This is a genomic window from Janthinobacterium sp. PLB04, assembly GCF_021165895.1.
GTDB lineage: Bacteria > Pseudomonadota > Gammaproteobacteria > Burkholderiales > Burkholderiaceae_D > Janthinobacterium > Janthinobacterium lividum.
Map to the genome: position 1 here is coordinate 6,107,123 of NZ_CP088968.1, position 16,933 is coordinate 6,124,055.

Annotated in this window: 14 protein-coding genes; 7 read left to right on the forward strand and 7 right to left on the reverse strand. The window is 61.8% G+C overall.

Annotation, left to right across the window (positions count from 1 at the left end):
• Positions 1-101: 101 nt before the first annotated feature.
• The 6 genes from sucD to recA form a co-directional block, all read right to left on the reverse strand.
• Positions 102-983: a succinate--CoA ligase subunit alpha gene (gene sucD, locus LSO07_RS27020; RefSeq protein WP_034746085.1), complete on the reverse strand. Its 882-nt coding sequence runs from the start codon at positions 981-983 to the stop codon at positions 102-104.
• A 13-nt stretch (positions 984-996) separates the two neighbouring features.
• The gene (sucC, locus tag LSO07_RS27025; RefSeq protein ID WP_034788653.1) at positions 997-2,166 is read right to left on the reverse strand and encodes an ADP-forming succinate--CoA ligase subunit beta; all 1,170 of its coding nucleotides are present in this window, start codon (positions 2,164-2,166) and stop codon (positions 997-999) included.
• Between the two features lie 72 nt (positions 2,167-2,238).
• Positions 2,239-2,799, reverse strand: a complete 561-nt coding sequence (locus LSO07_RS27030) for a DUF2889 domain-containing protein (protein WP_151097256.1) — start codon at positions 2,797-2,799, stop codon at positions 2,239-2,241.
• A 278-nt stretch (positions 2,800-3,077) separates the two neighbouring features.
• Positions 3,078-4,616 (reverse strand): class I SAM-dependent methyltransferase, encoded by a 1,539-nt coding sequence (locus LSO07_RS27035; protein WP_034788657.1) that lies wholly within the window; start codon positions 4,614-4,616, stop codon positions 3,078-3,080.
• A gap of 226 nt (positions 4,617-4,842) precedes the next feature.
• Entirely contained in the window at positions 4,843-5,298 is a 456-nt protein-coding gene (gene recX / locus LSO07_RS27040; RefSeq protein WP_151097258.1) for a recombination regulator RecX, read from the reverse strand.
• Between the two features lie 227 nt (positions 5,299-5,525).
• Entirely contained in the window at positions 5,526-6,629 is a 1,104-nt protein-coding gene (gene recA / locus LSO07_RS27045) for a recombinase RecA (RefSeq protein WP_034788660.1), read from the reverse strand.
• 241 nt (positions 6,630-6,870) lie between these two features.
• Between recA and LSO07_RS27050 the strand changes: the two genes are divergently transcribed.
• From LSO07_RS27050 to LSO07_RS27070, 5 genes are all read left to right on the forward strand, one after another.
• Positions 6,871-7,605, forward strand: coding sequence for a response regulator (locus tag LSO07_RS27050; RefSeq protein ID WP_034746066.1), 735 nt, complete (start codon positions 6,871-6,873; stop codon positions 7,603-7,605).
• Between the two features lie 2 nt (positions 7,606-7,607).
• The gene (locus LSO07_RS27055; protein WP_404811514.1) at positions 7,608-9,140 is read left to right on the forward strand and encodes a sensor histidine kinase; all 1,533 of its coding nucleotides are present in this window, start codon (positions 7,608-7,610) and stop codon (positions 9,138-9,140) included.
• The gene (locus LSO07_RS27060; protein WP_151097260.1) at positions 9,133-9,438 is read left to right on the forward strand and encodes a DUF4212 domain-containing protein; all 306 of its coding nucleotides are present in this window, start codon (positions 9,133-9,135) and stop codon (positions 9,436-9,438) included. Before LSO07_RS27055 ends, LSO07_RS27060 begins: the two co-directional genes overlap by 8 nt.
• A complete protein-coding gene (locus tag LSO07_RS27065; RefSeq protein ID WP_151097262.1) occupies positions 9,435-11,483 on the forward strand; it encodes a sodium:solute symporter family protein in 2,049 nt (682 codons plus the stop codon). Before LSO07_RS27060 ends, LSO07_RS27065 begins: the two co-directional genes overlap by 4 nt.
• Positions 11,484-11,600: 117 nt before the next feature.
• The gene (locus LSO07_RS27070; protein ID WP_151097264.1) at positions 11,601-12,827 is read left to right on the forward strand and encodes a 6-phosphofructokinase; all 1,227 of its coding nucleotides are present in this window, start codon (positions 11,601-11,603) and stop codon (positions 12,825-12,827) included.
• Here LSO07_RS27070 and LSO07_RS27075 read toward each other — a convergent pair.
• Positions 12,824-13,672, reverse strand: a complete 849-nt coding sequence (locus LSO07_RS27075) for an IclR family transcriptional regulator (RefSeq protein ID WP_083299882.1) — start codon at positions 13,670-13,672, stop codon at positions 12,824-12,826. The genes LSO07_RS27070 and LSO07_RS27075 overlap by 4 nt on opposite strands.
• A gap of 163 nt (positions 13,673-13,835) precedes the next feature.
• On the opposite strand from LSO07_RS27075, the gene LSO07_RS27080 reads away from it, so the two are divergent.
• The gene (locus tag LSO07_RS27080; protein WP_034788671.1) at positions 13,836-15,452 is read left to right on the forward strand and encodes a GMC family oxidoreductase; all 1,617 of its coding nucleotides are present in this window, start codon (positions 13,836-13,838) and stop codon (positions 15,450-15,452) included.
• 130 nt (positions 15,453-15,582) lie between these two features.
• A complete protein-coding gene (locus LSO07_RS27085) occupies positions 15,583-16,914 on the forward strand; it encodes an MFS transporter (protein WP_151097266.1) in 1,332 nt (443 codons plus the stop codon).
• The last annotated feature ends 19 nt before the right edge of the window (positions 16,915-16,933 follow it).

Here is a 16,933-nt window from a genome sequence, read left to right on the forward strand (position 1 = left end):
TCGGACCAGCGCCGTCGTCCCGGGCCGGGATGCGGCCTGTCTTGCGGACAAAAAAAAAGGAGCCGAAGCTCCTTTTTTGTACTGCGGTGACCGGGCTGGAATTACAGCATGGCTTTCAGCAGACGCGCCATTTCCGACGGGTTTTTGGTCACGGTGATGCCGCAAGCTTCCATGATTTCCAGCTTGGCTTGTGCCGTATCGGCACCGCCCGAGATCAGCGCGCCGGCGTGGCCCATGCGCTTGCCTGGAGGAGCGGTTACGCCAGCGATGAAGCCGACGACCGGTTTTTTCATGTTGTCTTTGATCCAATAAGCCGCGTTGGCTTCGTCCGGACCGCCGATTTCGCCGATCATGATGACCGCGTCGGTATCTGGATCATCATTGAACATCTTCATGATGTCGATGTGCTTCAGACCGTTGATCGGGTCGCCGCCGATGCCGACTGCCGACGATTGGCCCAGGCCCAGTGCGGTCAGCTGACCCACTGCTTCATAGGTCAGGGTGCCCGAACGCGACACCACGCCGATACGGCCCTTCTTGTGGATGTGGCCTGGCATGATGCCGATCTTGATTTCGTCTGGCGTGATCAAGCCTGGGCAGTTAGGGCCCAGCAGCAAGGTTTTGCTGTTGGCTTTAGCCATGCGGTCTTTCAGGGCCATCATGTCACGCACAGGAATGCCTTCGGTGATGCAAATGGCCAGATCCATTTCAGCTTCGACAGCTTCCCAGATCGCCGCTGCCGCGCCTGCTGGCGGTACGTAGATCACGGAAACATTGGCGCCGGTTTCTTTTTTCGCTTCGGTAACGTTAGCGAAAATAGGAATGCCTTCGAAATCTTCGCCGGCTTTCTTCGGGTTCACGCCTGCCACGAAGGCAGCTTTGCCGTTCGCGTAGTCGCGGCAACCGCGGGTGTGGAACTGGCCGGTCTTGCCGGTGATCCCTTGGGTAACGACTTTGGTATCTTTATTGATCAGAATGGACATGTTGATTCCTTAATTAAGCTTGACCGGCAGCAGCGGCAACGACGCTCTTGGCTGCATCTTCCATGGTGTCGGCTGCGATGATAGGCAGACCGGAATCGGCCAGCATCTTTTTGCCCAGGTCTTCGTTGGTGCCCTTCATGCGCACGACCAGCGGTACGTTCAGCGAGACGGCTTTCACCGCGGCGATAACGCCTTCAGCGATCACGTCGCAACGCATGATGCCGCCGAAAATGTTCACCAGGATAGCTTTCAGGCCTGGGTTTTTCAGCATGATCTTGAACGCTTCGGTCACTTTTTCTGCCGTGGCGCCGCCGCCGACGTCCAGGAAGTTGGCTGGCTCGCCGCCGAACAGTTTGATCGTGTCCATGGTGGCCATGGCCAGGCCGGCGCCGTTCACCAGGCAACCGATGTTGCCGTCGAGCGAGATGTAGGCCAAGTCGAATTTCGACGCTTCGATTTCAGCTGGATCTTCTTCGTCCAGGTCGCGCAGGGCGATGATTTCCGGATGACGGAACAGGGCGTTCGGGTCAAAGTTGAACTTGGCGTCCAGGGCGATGACCTTGCCGCTGCCGGTGACGATCAGCGGATTGATTTCGGCCAGCGAGCAATCGGTTTCCCAGTATGCCTTGTACAGGCCTTGCAGGTTGACGCGGGCGTCGACGATGGAACCGGCAGGCACGCCGATTTTGGTCGCGATGTCGTCTGCCTGGGCATCGGTCAGGCCAACGCTCGGCTCGATGGTGACGTGGTGGATCTTCTCTGGGTGGCTCTCGGCCACTTCTTCGATGTCCATGCCGCCTTCGGACGATGCCATCAGGACGATTTTCTGGGTGACGCGGTCGGTGACCAGCGAAACGTACAGTTCCTGTTTGATGTCGGCGCCTTCTTCCACCAGCAGGCGGTTGACTTTCTGGCCTTCGGCGCTGGTCTGATGCGTGATCAGCTGCATGCCCATGATCTGGTCAGCGTATTCCTTGACCTGTTCCATCGATTTTGCCACTTTCACGCCGCCGCCCTTGCCGCGGCCACCTGCGTGGATCTGCGCCTTGACAACCCACACCGGGCCGCCCAGGGTTTCCGCAGCCTTGACGGCTTCTTCGACGGACATGCACGGAATACCGCGTGGTACCGTCACTCCGAATTGCCGGAGGATTTCTTTGGCTTGATACTCATGGATTTTCATGCTGGCTTCCCTTCTGATACTGATGTGTAAAAATACGGTTAGTGGTGCAAAAAAAACAGGAAAGCGCCGGGGTCACGGCTTGGCTACCCAGCGCGGGTAATACTGTGCAACTGCCCCGCCATCCGTGCGCAGGGCGTGGCATTTGTCGAGTTGAAACGGCTTTTCATGCGATAAGTCAGCATTCGCACCGTCGCGGGTCGACCAGACATCGCCGGCAAATGCCTGAACCGTCGCAGTCGGCAAGACTTGCGCCAGTTCGGTCAAATGGGTACAGCCGGCGATTCCCGCCAGGCGCTGTTTCAAGTCGCGGCGGAAATTCTTCAATAAATTCAGACCGATCAGCGCCCTGTAAGCGGGGCCGATGGTATCGCAAAAACCGGGATAGGGTACGGCATCGGAGGCAGCCTCGGCCTCGACAATGTTCAGTTCGCGATCGACGGTAATGCGTAAATGGAGGTCATGCAGAGGGGCGCCGGCGGGACGGGGGCCGGAGGCCAGGGTCGCGTCATAGCTTTTGATATCGGTGATATGGGCGTCAATATCCCACAGGCCGTCGTCGCGCACATACGCTTGGACGTCGATAACACGGGAGTGCCGTAGGGCGCGCCGGGATACGGGAGTTGACAGGGACATAAGACCGATGCCGCTTGCGCGGCCATAATTAGTAAGCAGCCATGTGCATAAAGCACGCCGTTCGCAGCTTCTACGAACAGCAACCGCACCTGCGGCGCCGCAAAAACCCTAAAAGTGTAGCACATAGGGCGCTAGTTGCGCCGCAACATAATTTTTTATTGGTCTGGCCGCCTGCCGCAAATTATCAGTGAAAATCGCAAAATGAATGACAAACATTCGCAATATGAATAACTTGAATGCAGGAGTGCAAGCACCGGCAACCTGGCCGGCGCTGCGCCTCAGTCAGTCACACCCAGTATGCGCAAAATGGGTAAGTTACGCGCAGAGAAATGCTGTGCGTGCGCCAGCAGTTCGGCCAGGTTTTCCTCTTCCGTCAACAAGGGCTGCCCGTCCTTCGTCAGCAACTGTTTCAGGCGCAGCAACACCGGCCATGTCGCGCGCACCCATTCTTGCGGCGTTGAACAACCTTGCAGTTTCGCCCACAGGAATAGCTGTTGTAAATGCGGTACAGCCACGCCGCTGCCCGTCAGGGGACTGGCGAGGATGGTCAAATCGGTTCTTGCCAGCGCCTGTTCCAGCAGGTGCGCATTCAGGCGCGCCGTCTGCGGCCGCGCCACGGCGATGTCGGCCTCGTCCTGGACAGCCAGTACGCTGCCCTTGCTGACCAGCACCAGCATGATCTGCAGCAAGGCGGCCAGGTTGGCTTCGCTGCCAGCCAGTTGCTGCTCCAGTTCGCCTATCGTGTACACGCGATGGTCGGCCATGGCATCGAGCACGGGCGCATACACGCGCTCATCCATATCGGCGTCGCCCAGCACGCCATGCACGCTCAACACCACCTCGTCGCGCGGCACGGCCAGCATCACGCGCACGGCCCGCAAGGCACTGGCCTGGGCGAACGGTGTCAGCCTGCGCGCGCCCTTGACCCAGTAATCCTTGCGGAACTGCTCGTTGACAAGGAAGCCGCGCGTCGTCTCGCGGAAGATGGGATCGGGTATCTCGGCCAGGAATTGCTGGTGCTCGGCCGTCAGGTTCAGCATGTCGACCAGGGCGGTATAGGTGGCTGACGCGGCAAACTCGAGCTTGGCTTCGCCCAGCATGGCCGCGACGCTGGAAAAGGCCATCGGCTGCCAGTCGGCATTGAAATACTCATGGGCAAGATAATGCCCATCCATCGCCTTGAGCTTTTCAATGCGGTCGGCCAGCAGCGGGTTGGCCTCCAGGTAGCGCGGTTGCGTGGCGATCATCCTGTCAACGAAACCGATGGCGCCTTCGACTCTGGCCAGCACGCCCTGGCCCGGCGCACTCATGACGCGGCTATGTTCGGCCATCAGGTCGCGCATCGGCATCATTGCGGCCCAGCCTGGCTGAGTGTTGTAACTGATGAAGACGACACCGCCGACTTTCAGCTTGCGCCGCAGGAAGTCGACGATCAGCGCGCGATTTTCCGCCGAGACCCAGCTCCAGATCCCGTGCAGGCAGATGAAGTCGAAATCGGGCAAGTCGTCGCGGCGACAAAACTGCGCGAACGATTCGTCCGTGAACTGCGCGCCGGCGCCAGCCGCGCTGGCCAACTCCTGGGCAAATGCAGCCTGGGATGGATTGAAATCATTGCCATGCCAGCGCGTGGCGGACGCCGCCGCATGGATGTTGGCGCTGATACCCTGGCCAAAGCCCAGCTCGCAAGCCGTGCCACTGGCAGGCAAGGCAAGGCCGGCGGCCAGCAGGGGCAGCCGCAGACGCAAAGGATTTAATTCTTCGTAATAGCCATAGGTATAGGCGATTTCGGCCATATAGCCGGCATTCCAGTTGCTCATCTTGCATCCTGTCACGATCAGTGGTGCTGCGCGCATCGCACAGCGTTCGAGCGCCAGCATACCCGATCACGCGGCGTCACCATCCTGGAAACAGACGGCGTTTGAAAGCCCAGTTCATGGCGGCACGGCGGGGGAAGCACGGGCATGGCCAGACCGGCAGGCCAGAGACACGGGAAAGCGGCTTTGCCGTCGCGCCCGCAGACCCCGTGGAATGCCCGCGCCTGCCTTATTCCTCGTCGGGATCCAGCCCCTTCAAGGCCACCTGCACGGCGCGCTGGGAAAAACCGCGCTGCATCAGGAAGCGCATCTGCTTGTTGCGCTGCTCGGCATCCTGCGCCACCTCGCCAAATTTGCGGCGCCACACCTCGCAGGCACGCGCAACCTCCCCTTCGGCCAGGCCCGCCTTGAGTTCCTGCAAGGCCTCGCCCCCGATGCCATGGCTTTGCAATTCCGCCATGATGCGGCTATTGCCAAAGCGGGCCGAGCGGCGGTGGATCAGCGACTCGGAAAAGCGCTCCTGCGACAGCCAGTTGGCTTGCTCCAGGCTGTCGAGCAAGGCTTCCACATCATCGCCCTCCTGCGCATGGCGCTGCAGCTTGCGCCGCAATTCCATGCGGCTGTGTTCGCGCATCGACAAAAAGCGTAGCGCCCTACCCTTCAGGCTTAGTTGTACTGCGGCCATACACCCACCTTGTCTTTCATTCCACGATCAAGCCATCCAAACACAATCGCCGCCCGGCGCAACAACGCGGGACGGCGATCGTGGTCATACTATGCGGCGAGCCGCGCGTAGGTCGGATTAGGCCCCTTGGGCCGTAATCCGACAACATTGTTGGCGTCTGCTCCGACAACATTGTTGACGTCTGTGGTGTTGTCGGATTACGCGCGGCTTTGCCGCGCTAATCCGACCTACTCTGCCTTGGCTTCCGCAGCCTTGGCGGCCTTGTCGGCGGCTTTATCCGCTTTTTCCGGCTTTTCAGCGGCCAGCGGCGGCAGTTCGCGCACGCCCAGCGAAGCACGGACCTTGTTTTCGATTTCGCGGGCCAGCGCCGGACGCTCTTGCAGGAAGGCACGGGCGTTGTCCTTGCCCTGGCCGATGCGTTCGCCGTTGTAGCTGTACCACGAACCGGATTTTTCCACGATCTTGGCATCCGAGCCCAGGTCCAGGATTTCGCCTTCGCGCGAGGTGCCGGCGCCGTACAGGATGTCGAAGTGCGCTTCCTTGAACGGTGGCGCGATCTTGTTCTTGACGACCTTGACCTTGGTTTCGTTGCCGATCACTTCATCGCCGGACTTGATCGAGCCGGTGCGGCGGATATCCAGGCGCACGGAGGCGTAGAATTTCAGCGCATTGCCGCCGGTGGTCGTTTCCGGGCTGCCGAACATCACGCCGATCTTCATGCGGATCTGGTTGATGAAGATGACCAGGGTATTCGTGCGGTTGATGGAACCGGTCAGCTTGCGCAGGGCTTGCGACATCAGGCGCGCTTGCAAGCCTGGCAGGGAATCGCCCATGTCGCCTTCGATCTCGGCGCGTGGCGTCAGTGCGGCCACGGAGTCGATGACGACGAGGTCGACGCTGCCCGAACGCACGAGGGCGTCGCAGATTTCCAGCGCCTGCTCGCCCGTATCCGGTTGCGAGATCAGCAATTCATGCAGGTTCACGCCCAGCTTTTGCGCGTAACCGACATCGAGCGCGTGCTCGGCATCGATAAAGGCGCAGGTGCCGCCCAGTTTTTGCATCTCAGCGATGGTTTGCAGGGTCAGGGTGGTTTTACCCGACGATTCCGGACCGTAGATTTCCACCACGCGGCCACGCGGCAAACCGCCCACGCCCAGCGCGATATCGAGGCCGAGCGAACCGGTCGACACGACTTGCACTTCTTCGATCGCTGCGCTGGCATCCATGCGCATGACCGAACCTTTGCCAAACTGCTTCTCGATCTGCGCCAGTGCGGCGGCGAGCGCCTTGGCTTTTTCCGATGCGGGTACTACAGCTTTTTTATCGTCCATATGTTCTTTCAGCCGTTCTACAGTTGCGGATTCACGTGAATCCTGCAGCCTGCGATAGCGCCAGTGGGTTAAATTCTTTACACAGACAGTACTGTATAAAAAAACAGTGATCAATGCAAGCGGAACGTGGATTTGTTTTGAAACAGATCAATACAAGCCTGGTTTCTCACAAAAACTCGCCACCTTGCGGAAAATGAAACACAATACAAACTTCTACCGCCGCAAGCATAGGAAGTGCACCATGCGTATTTTACTTGCCGAAGATGACAGCGTGCTGGCCGATGGCCTGACCCGCTCGCTGCGCCAGTCCGGTTATGCGATCGACTACGTCAAGACGGGCCAGGAGGCCGATACGGCCCTCTCCACCCAGGAATTCGACTTGCTGATCCTCGACCTGGGCCTGCCCAAGATGTCCGGCCTGGAAGTGCTGCGCCGCCTGCGCGCGCGCGCCTCGCTGCTGCCGGTGCTGATCCTGACGGCCGCCGATTCCATCGAGCAGCGCGTGAATGGCCTCGACCTCGGTGCCGATGATTATATGGCCAAGCCGTTCGCCTTGTCGGAACTGGAGGCAAGAGTGCGCGCCCTGACGCGCCGCGGCGCCGGCGGCGGCGCCACCATCATCAAGCACGGCCCCCTCAGCTACGACCAGGTGGGGCGCAGCGCCTACATCAACGACCAGATGCTCGACCTGTCGGCGCGCGAACTGGGCTTGCTGGAAATCCTGCTGGGCCGCACCGGCCGCCTCGTCTCGAAAGAACAGCTGGTCGACCACCTGTGCGAATGGGGCGAAGAAGTGTCGAACAACGCCATCGAAGTGTATGTGCACCGCCTGCGCAAGAAGATCGAGGTGGGCGGCGTGCGCATCGCCACCGTGCGCGGCCTCGGCTATTGCCTGGAAAAATACTCGGAAGCGGCGCGCCTGAACGCCGAAGCGGGCGAATCGGCAAGCCCGGCCAGCGGACCCGCCAGCAAGTGAAGGTGCGCGAGGCGCCAGCGGACGAGGCGGACGACGACGACTGGTTCGAACCGCCCACCACGGAGCAGGACGACACCATCGAGCATTCGCTGTTTGGCGAAATCCTCGACTGGATGCTGGCGCCCTTGCTGCTGCTGTGGCCGATGAGCATCGCCATCACCTATCTGGTGGCCAAGGGCATCGCCAATCAGCCGTTCGACCATGCGCTGGAAGACAGCGTGACCGTGCTGACGCAGCAGGTCAAGCAGGCCGACGGCGCCATGCTGCGCCGCGTGCCGGAAAAGAGCAGTAACACCAAGGGGCGCGACTTCCTGCGCGGCGACGATATCGACACCCTGTATTACCTGGTGGTGGGTCCGCGCGGCGAATACCTCGACGGCGACCGCGATTTGCCGCCGCCGCAGGACCCCGACAAATACCGCAGCGGCATGGTGCTGTTTCGCAACGACACCATCCATGGCACGCCCGTGCGCGTGGCGTTCAGCTATCTCGACATTCCGTCCAGCAACAACGACGAGCCGCACCGCGCGCTGGTGCAGGTGGCGGAAACCCTGGAAAAACGCGCCCAGCTGGCCAATGAAATCATCAAGGGCGTGATCTTGCCGCAGTTCATCATCCTGCCCGTGATCCTGGCCCTGGTCTGGTTTGCCCTAGCGCGCGGCCTGTCGCCGCTGGCGCAATTGCAGGAACGCATACGCGCCCGGCCGCCCGACGATTTATCGCCCATCGAATCGGGCCAGGTGCCCGAGGAAATCACGCCGCTGGTCGGTTCGCTCAACGAGATGCTGGCGCGCCTGTCGTTGTCGATCGACATGCAGAAGCGCTTCATCGCCGATGCCGCGCACCAGATGAAAACGCCGCTGGCCGGCATGCGCATGCAATCCGAGCTGGCGCTGCGCCAGACCGACCACGACGAGATCCACCGCTCGCTGCTGCAACTGGCGAAAAGTTCGGAAGCGGCCACGCGCCTGGTCAACCAGCTGCTGGCCCTGGCGCGCGCGGAAAACCAGCCTCAGGCGGGCACGACGTTCGAACCGATCGAGCTGAGCGAACTGGCGCGCGGCGTGGTGCAGGACTGGGTGCAAGCCTCGTTTGCCCAGCATATCGACCTGGGCTTCGAGCAGCCCGCCTATGCGATCATGATTTCCGGCAATGCCATGATGCTGCGCGAGCTGCTGAGCAACCTGATCGACAATGCCCTGCGCTACACGCCGTCGGGCGGCAGCGTCACGGTGCGCGTGCGCAGCACCCTGGAACTGGCCATCCTGGAAGTGGAAGATACGGGCCCCGGCATTCCTCAAGCCGAGCGGGCCCATGTCTTCGAACGCTTTTACCGCATTCTCGGCAGCAATGTCGACGGTAGCGGCCTGGGCCTGGCCATCGTGCGCGAAATTGCCCAGCAGCATGGCGCCGAAGTCGATATTTTTAACAATCCGCGCGCGCACTCGCCGAAGCTGCCGGGCACCCTGCTGCGCCTGAGCATCGCCCTGTTATTGCCGGACGCGCCAGAAGAGGATGAGGTCACGTATGGATAAGCCCAGCCTTCCCGCAGTACCGTTGCGCACGCCCAACCCCGAACTGCAGTCGCGCCGCGATATCCACTGGCGCAAGACGCGGCGCCTGACGGTCATCCTGCTGCTGGTCTGGCTGCTGACGGGCTTCCTGACCGTGTTTTATGCGCGCGAACTGTTGCATTTAAATCTGTTCGGCTGGCCGCTGCCCTTCTATATGGCGGCGCAGGGCGCCTCGCTGGTGTACCTGGCCATCATCGCCTTCTATGCCTGGCGCATGCAGCGCCTCGACCGGGCTTTTCATGCAGAGGAGCACGCATGAGCGGCCAGCGCAGCTTCTTTGCGCGGCTGTGCCGCTACTACCTGCTGTTTACGGCCGGTTTCGCCGCCTTCCTGCTGGCCCTGTCGGTGCTGGAACAGGAAGGCATGCCGCGCGCATGGATCGGCTACCTGTTCATGCTCGTCACCATCACCCTGTACGCCACCATCGGCGTCATCAGCCGCACCTCGAACGTCACCGAATACTATGTGGCGGGGCGCAGGGTACCGGCCATGTTCAACGGCATGGCCACGGCCGCCGACTGGATTTCGGCGGCCAGCTTCATCAGCCTGGCTGGCGGCCTGTACCTGAACGGCTTTGACGGCCTGGCCTTCATCATGGGCTGGACGGGCGGCTATTGCCTGGTAGCGCTATTGATCGCCCCCTACCTGCGCAAGTTCAGCCAGTACACGATTCCCGATTTCCTCGCCGCCCGCTATGGCAGCGGTACCGACAAACGGGGTGCCAGCGTGCGCGTGGTGGCCGTGGCCGCCACCATCATCGTCTCATTTACGTATGTGGTGGCGCAGATCTACGCCGTCGGCCTGATCGCCTCGCGCTTCACGGGCGTGGATTTTTCCGTCGGCATCTTCCTGGGCCTGGCCAGCATCCTCGTCTGCTCCTTTCTTGGCGGCATGCGCGCCATCACCTGGACGCAGGTGGCGCAATACATCATCATCCTCGTCGCCTTCCTGATTCCCGCCATGTGGCTGTCGGTCAAGCATGCGGACAATCCCGTGCCGCAGATCGCCTACGGCAAGGTGTTGCCGCAACTGAGCGCGCGTGAACACGTGCTGGAAACGGACCCGAAAGAAAACGAGGTGCGTGCCATCTTCCGCCAGCGCGCCATCAGCTACCAGGCGCGCATCGACGGCTTGCCCGCCTCCTGGGAACAAGGCCGTCTGACGGCCCAGCGCCAGCTCGACAGTTTGCGCCAGCGCAATGCCTCGTTGTTCGACATCCGCAATGCGGAGCGCTACCTGATCGCCTATCCGAAAAGTCCCGATGAAGCGCGCGCGCTGTGGCAGGCCGCGCAGGCGCACAACCAGAAGCGCGCCGAGCCGATCATTCCGCACGCGCAGCCATTTCCCGCTGCCGACCGGGAGCAGTCCGACATCAAGCGCAACAATTTCCTGGCCCTCGTGTTTTGCATGATGCTGGGCACGGCCGCCCTGCCGCATATCCTCATGCGATCCTACACCACGCCGTCCGTGCACGAGACGCGCGTCTCCGTCTTCTGGACCCTGTTCTTCATCTTGTTGATCTACCTCACGATTCCTGCGCTGGCCGTGCTGGTCAAATACGATATTTACTCGGCTCTCGTGGGCACGCAATACGCGAACCTGCCCACCTGGGTGTCGTACTGGGCCAACGTGGACAAGCTCAGTCCCCTGATCAGCATCGTCGACGTCAACCGCGACGGCATCGTGCAACTGGCGGAAATATCCATCGATGCCGACGTGCTGGTGCTGGCCACGCCCGAGATCGCCGGTCTGCCTTACGTCATTTCCGGCCTGGTGGCGGCCGGCGGCCTGGCGGCCGCCCTGTCGACGGCCGATGGCTTGCTGCTGGCCATTTCAAATGCCCTGTCGCACGACATCTATTACAAGGTGGTCGATCCCAGCGCCTCGACGCAAAAGCGCGTGACGATTTCAAAATTGCTGCTGCTGGCCGTGGCCTTCATCGCCGCCTATGCGGCCTCGCAAAAGCCGGCGGACATTTTGTCGCTGGTGGGCGTGGCGTTTTCCCTGGCCGCCTCGACCCTGTTCCCGCCGCTGGTACTGGGCGTGTTCTGGAAACGTGCCAACTACCAGGGCGCGCTGGCCGGCATGCTGACGGGCTTTGGCGTATGCCTGTATTACATGCTGCACACCAGCACCATGTTGGGCGGTAATGCCAGCGGTCAATGGTTTCATATCGCCCCCATCTCCGCCGGCATCTTCGGCGTGCCGGCCGGCCTGGCCGCCGCCGTGCTGGTCAGTTGGCTGACACCGGCGCCTGGACGCCGCAGCACGGGACTGGTCGAGCATATCCGGGCGCCGGAGTAAAAGCCGATCAAGGCTTGGGGTGGCGTGGAACAATTCCTCGACAGGAATACGGGAAAAGGCAGCGCCCCGGCAAAAAAGGAGTAGGCTGGAGGGCCGTTCCACTTACGAGGAAATCCCATGCCGTCTGGAAAAATTCTTGTTGCCCAGGGAGGCGGCCCCACCGCCGTCATCAACCAGTCGCTGGTGGGCGTGGTGCTCGAATCGCGGCGATTTCAACATGTCACGCGCGTGTATGGCGCGCTGCACGGCGTGCGCGGCATCGTCAATGAAGAATTCGTCGATCTGACGCAGGAAACCAGCCATAACCTGGAACTGGTGGCCGCCACGCCCTCGTCGGCCCTCGGCTCCACGCGCGACAAGCCGGACATTGCCTACTGCCAGCAAATCTTCGAAGTGCTGCGCGCGCACGAGATCGAACATTTCTTTTACATCGGCGGCAACGACTCGTCCGACACGGTGCGCATCGTCAGCGAGGAAGCGCACAAGGCCGGCTATCCGCTGCGCTGCATCCACATCCCGAAAACCATCGACAACGACCTGGTGGGCAGCGACCACACGCCCGGCTTTCCCTCTGCAGCGCGTTTCGTCGCGCAAGCGTTCGCCGGCGCCAACCTCGATAACGCGGCCCTGCCCGGCGTGTACGTGGGCGTCGTGATGGGCCGCCACGCGGGATTTCTGACGGCCGCCTCGGCATTGGGCAAGAAGTTTCCCGACGATGGCCCGCACCTGATCTATCTGCCCGAGCGCGTCTTCGTGCTGGAACAATTTCTTGCCGACGTGAAGGCGACCTATGAAAAACATGGCCGCTGCGTGATCGCCGTCTCGGAAGGCATCCACGACGCCTCGGGCGAACCGATCGCCAGCCTGCTGGCCAAACAGGTGGGCAATGAAGTGGAGCGCGATGCGCATGGCAACGTGCAATTGTCGGGCACAGGCGCGCTGGCCGACCTGCTGTGCGACGAGATCAAGGCGAAACTGGGCATCAAGCGCGTGCGCGGCGATACCTTCGGCTATCTGCAGCGCTCCTTCATCGGCTGCGTGTCCGACGTCGACCAGCGCGAAGCCCGCGAAGTGGGCGAGAAGGCGGTGCAGTTCGCCATGTGGGGCGACCGCGATGGTTCCGTCGCCATCAAGCGCACGGGCTTTTATTCCGTCGATTACGAGTTGCTGCCGCTCACCGAGGTAGCAGGCAAGACGCGCACTATGGAAGACGAATTCATCAGCGCCAGCGGCACGGACGTGACGGATGCGTTCCGCCTGTATCTGCGCCCGCTGCTGGGCTCGGGCATGCCGGACGCCTTCCGCCTGCGCGCGGCGAAAGTGGCCAAGGTCTTGAAATCCTAGCTGTTTTCCGCCAGCAACAGCGGCCGCAACTTGACGGCCGCCTCCTTGAGCTGGGGCACATGCTGCATCAGCTGCTCCACGGACTTTCTCGCCACGGGCGCGTGGCAGGCGACGGCCGCCACGATGCGCCCGTCGGCCGCGCAGATGGGCACGGCCACGGCCACCATGCCGTGCACGAATTCCTCGTCGTCGATGCCGATGCCCAGGCGGGCGATGCGCACGATCTCGCGTTCCAGCAGCACGGGATCCGTGATGCTTTTTGGCGTGCGCGCCTGCAGGGTCAGCATGGCCAGCAACTCGCGCCTTTCCAGCAAATTCATATGCGCCAGGAATAGTTTCCCACTCGCCGTGCAATGCATGGGCGCCCGGCTGCCCAGCACCAGATGCAGGCGCAGCGGTTCCTGCGTTTCCACGCGGTCCACATAGACGATCGCATTACCCTCGGGAATGGCCAGGTTGCACGTCTCGCCCGTGACCGCCACCAGACTGCCCAGGATGCTGCGGCTCACGCGGATCAGGGCATTGTTGCGCAGGGTGGCCAGCGCCAGGTTGGTGGAAGCGGCACCGGGCACGTAGCCGCGTCCCACGGGCGTGCGCAGCACATAGCCATGTTGTTCCAGGGTATCGAGCAGCCGCATCATGCTGGCCTTGGGCACCTGCATGCGCGCGGCCAGCTGCGACAAGGTCAATGGCTGGCTGGCGCTGGCCAGGTGCTCGATCAGGCGCAGCACGCGCAAGCCCCGCGCCTCGTCGCCATGGCTGGCCGCCGCACTGGCAACTACCGCGCCACCCGCCGAGCTGTCTTCTTCGGCCTCGGCCTGCCGTTTTTGAAACGCATCATGCATGTTCTGTTTCACCTCTCGCGTATGCGGCTGTTTCCGCTTGTCCCGGTGCTGCACGTCTTTTATAAATGGAACCAGACGTTCCAAAAATAATCAATAAAGACCAGTGTATCGCAAAAAACGCCCATCGAGGCGGCTAGATACCGCAACGCAGGAGACAAGAGTAATGTTGCAAACACACTACGATTACATCGTGGTCGGCGCCGGCTCCGCCGGCTGCGTGCTGGCCAACCGCCTGTCGCACGACAGCAACAATCAGGTATTGCTGCTGGAAGCAGGCGGCAAGGACAACAATCCGTGGATACACGTGCCGGTCGGCTATTTCAAGACCATGCACGACCCCAGGCTGGACTGGTGCTACCGCACGGAAGCGGACGCCGGCATCGCCGGGCGCCAGCTGCAATGGCCGCGCGGCAAGGTCTTGGGCGGCTCCAGTTCGCTCAACGGCTTGCTGTACGTGCGGGGGCAGAAGGAAGATTACGACCGCTGGGCCGAACTGGGCAATGCAGGCTGGAGCTATGCCGACATCTTGCCTTATTTCAAGAAATCGGAAGACCAGGAACGCGGCGCCAGCGATTACCACGGCGTGGGTGGCCCCTTGAAAGTGTCGGACTTGCGCCTGCGCCGTCCCATCGCGGAACACTTTATTGCGGGCGCCACGGAAAGCGGCATTCCCTTCAATGCCGACTACAACGGCGCCACGCAGGAAGGCGTCGGCTATTTCCAGCAGACGGCCAGCAAGGGCTTGCGCTGGAGCACCGCCAAGGCCTTTTTGCGGCCTGCCCGCAAGCGCGCCAACCTGCGCGTGGAAGTGCGCGCGCAAATCACGCGCGTGCTGTTCGAGGGCAAGCGCGCCGTCGGCATCGAATTCCGGCAGGATGGCCAGTTGCGCCAGGCGCGCGCCAGCGGCGAAGTGATACTCTGCGCGGGCGCCATCGGCTCGCCGCAAATCCTGCAATGCTCGGGCGTAGGCCCACGCGCCCTGCTCGAGGAAGTGGGCGTGCCGCTGGTGCACGACTTGCCCGGCGTGGGACAGAACCTGCAAGACCATCTGCAAATCCGTCTGGTCTTCAAGACGCGGCTGAAAACCCTGAACGATGAAGTCAACAGCCTGTGGGGCAAGCTGTGGGTGGGCATGCAGTATGTGTTTTCCCGCTCAGGGCCTTTGACCTTGGCGGCCAGCCAGGTGACGGTGTTTACCAGGTCGTCGCCCGAGGTGGAGCGGCCCGACATCCAGTTCCACATGCAGCCACTGAGCGCCGACAAGCCGGGCGAAGGCGCGCATCCGTTTTCCGCCTTTACGTCGTCCGTGTGCCAGCTGCGCCCGCACAGCCGTGGCCACGTGTCGATCAAGTCCGCCGATCCCCTCGCCTATCCGGGCATCTATCCGAATTATCTGTCCGACCCGCGCGACCAGCAGACGGCAATTGCCGCCCTGCGTGTGGCGCGAAAAATCGCCGCCGCACCGTCGCTGGCGCCGCACATCATTTCCGAGTTCGTGCCCGGCCCGCAGTTCGAGACGGATGCGGAATTGCTGGACGCGGCGCGGCGCTTCAGCCAGTCGATCTACCACCCGAGCGGCACCTGCAAGATGGGACATGACGCCATGGCCGTCGTCGATGACCGCCTGCGCGTGCACGGCATGCAGAACCTGCGCGTGGTCGACGCGTCAATCATGCCGGAAATCGTCTCGGGCAATACGAACGCGCCCACCATCATGATCGCCGAAAAAGCGGCCGACATGATCCTGGCGGACGCCGTGCGGCTGCCCAAGGCTGCCTAGTCCGCGCCCCACGCCACCTCACCCGGGAGGATGCCAGCGGCGGGCAGACGGCCCCGCCCCTCAATGACTTGGCAATCAGCCAAGCATCAAAAAAACACACATAATCGATATCGATTGGAGACTAGATATTATGGATAACAATCCGAACAATCCGAAAAAGGCCAAAGAGCTACGGAAAGTCGTGATGGCCAGCGTGATCGGCGCCACCATCGAGTGGTACGACTTCTTTTTATACGGCGTCGTCGCCGGCATCGTGTTCAGCAAGCTGTATTTCCCGGGCGGCGATCCGCTCGTCTCGACCATGCTGGCCTACGGTACCTTTGCCGTGGGCTTTCTGTCGCGCCCCATCGGCGGCGTGATCTTCGGCCACTTCGGCGACAAGATCGGCCGCAAGAGCATGCTGGTGATGACCCTGATGATCATGGGGATCTCCACTTTCCTGATCGGCGTGCTGCCCACATATGACCACATCGGCTACTGGGCGCCCGGCCTGCTGCTGTTCCTGCGCGTGCTGCAGGGTATCGGCCTCGGTGGCGAATGGGGCGGCGCCGTGCTGATGGCGTATGAATATGCGCCGCCCAAGGAGCGCGGCTTCTATGCCAGCCTGCCGCAGATCGGCCTGGCCATCGGCCTGTGCCTCGCTTCCGGCGTGGTGGCGATCCTGTCCTACAGCCTGACGGACGCGCAGTTCCTGTCCTGGGGCTGGCGCGTGGCCTTCATCCTGTCGGCGGCCCTCGTCTTCATCGGCATGTGGATACGCCTGAACGTGATGGAAACGCCGGAATTCCAGGCCGTCAAGGAGAAGAATGCGGAGACGCAGATTCCATTTTTCGACCTGTTGAAACGCTATCCAGGCAACGTCTTGAAAGGCATGGGCGCGCGCTATATCGATGGCGTGTTCTTCAATATCTTCGGCGTGTTTTCCATCACCTATCTGACCAACACCATCAAGATCGACCGCACGGAAGCGCTGATGGGCGTGATGGCGTCGGCCGTCGTGATGTGCTTCTGCATTCCGTTCTTCGGCCGCCTGTCGGACCGCATCGGCCGCACCAAGGTGTTTTTCTGGGGTTCATTGATCACGGGCGTGTCGGCCATCCCCGCCTTCTGGATCATGCTCCATCACGCCGACAATCCGCTGCTGCTGTGGTGTTCCGTGATCATCCCGCTGGGCGTGCTGTATTCGGCCGTGTACGGCCCGGAAGCGGCCCTGTTCTGCGACCTGTTCGACGCCAAGGTGCGCTACACGGGCATCTCCTTCGTGTATCAGTTCTCCGGCATCTTCGCCAGCGGCCTGACGCCCATCATCGCCACCTACCTGCTGAAAACGGGCAATGGCGAACCGTGGCACATCGTCGGCTACATCCTGTTCGCCTCCCTCGTCTCCGCCGTCAGCGTGGCCATGATCGGCAAAGGTGGTTCGCAGCCGGATGGCAGCATGAAGCCGGCGCACGCGCGGTAAGCGCAGGCACGTAAAAAAA

What these genes read in the sequence shown, in the direction of transcription:
- sucD (WP_034746085.1), bottom strand. Translation starts at nt 983, where the DNA reads ATGTCCATTCTGATCAATAAAGATACCAAAGTCGTTACCCAAGGGATC.
- sucC (WP_034788653.1), bottom strand. Translation starts at nt 2,166, where the DNA reads ATGAAAATCCATGAGTATCAAGCCAAAGAAATCCTCCGGCAATTCGGA.
- LSO07_RS27030 (WP_151097256.1), bottom strand. Translation starts at nt 2,799, where the DNA reads ATGTCCCTGTCAACTCCCGTATCCCGGCGCGCCCTACGGCACTCCCGT.
- LSO07_RS27035 (WP_034788657.1), bottom strand. Translation starts at nt 4,616, where the DNA reads ATGAGCAACTGGAATGCCGGCTATATGGCCGAAATCGCCTATACCTAT.
- recX (WP_151097258.1), bottom strand. Translation starts at nt 5,298, where the DNA reads ATGGCCGCAGTACAACTAAGCCTGAAGGGTAGGGCGCTACGCTTTTTG.
- recA (WP_034788660.1), bottom strand. Translation starts at nt 6,629, where the DNA reads ATGGACGATAAAAAAGCTGTAGTACCCGCATCGGAAAAAGCCAAGGCG.
- LSO07_RS27050 (WP_034746066.1), top strand. Translation starts at nt 6,871, where the DNA reads ATGCGTATTTTACTTGCCGAAGATGACAGCGTGCTGGCCGATGGCCTG.
- LSO07_RS27060 (WP_151097260.1), top strand. Translation starts at nt 9,133, where the DNA reads ATGGATAAGCCCAGCCTTCCCGCAGTACCGTTGCGCACGCCCAACCCC.
- LSO07_RS27065 (WP_151097262.1), top strand. Translation starts at nt 9,435, where the DNA reads ATGAGCGGCCAGCGCAGCTTCTTTGCGCGGCTGTGCCGCTACTACCTG.
- LSO07_RS27070 (WP_151097264.1), top strand. Translation starts at nt 11,601, where the DNA reads ATGCCGTCTGGAAAAATTCTTGTTGCCCAGGGAGGCGGCCCCACCGCC.
- LSO07_RS27075 (WP_083299882.1), bottom strand. Translation starts at nt 13,672, where the DNA reads ATGCATGATGCGTTTCAAAAACGGCAGGCCGAGGCCGAAGAAGACAGC.
- LSO07_RS27080 (WP_034788671.1), top strand. Translation starts at nt 13,836, where the DNA reads ATGTTGCAAACACACTACGATTACATCGTGGTCGGCGCCGGCTCCGCC.
- LSO07_RS27085 (WP_151097266.1), top strand. Translation starts at nt 15,583, where the DNA reads ATGGATAACAATCCGAACAATCCGAAAAAGGCCAAAGAGCTACGGAAA.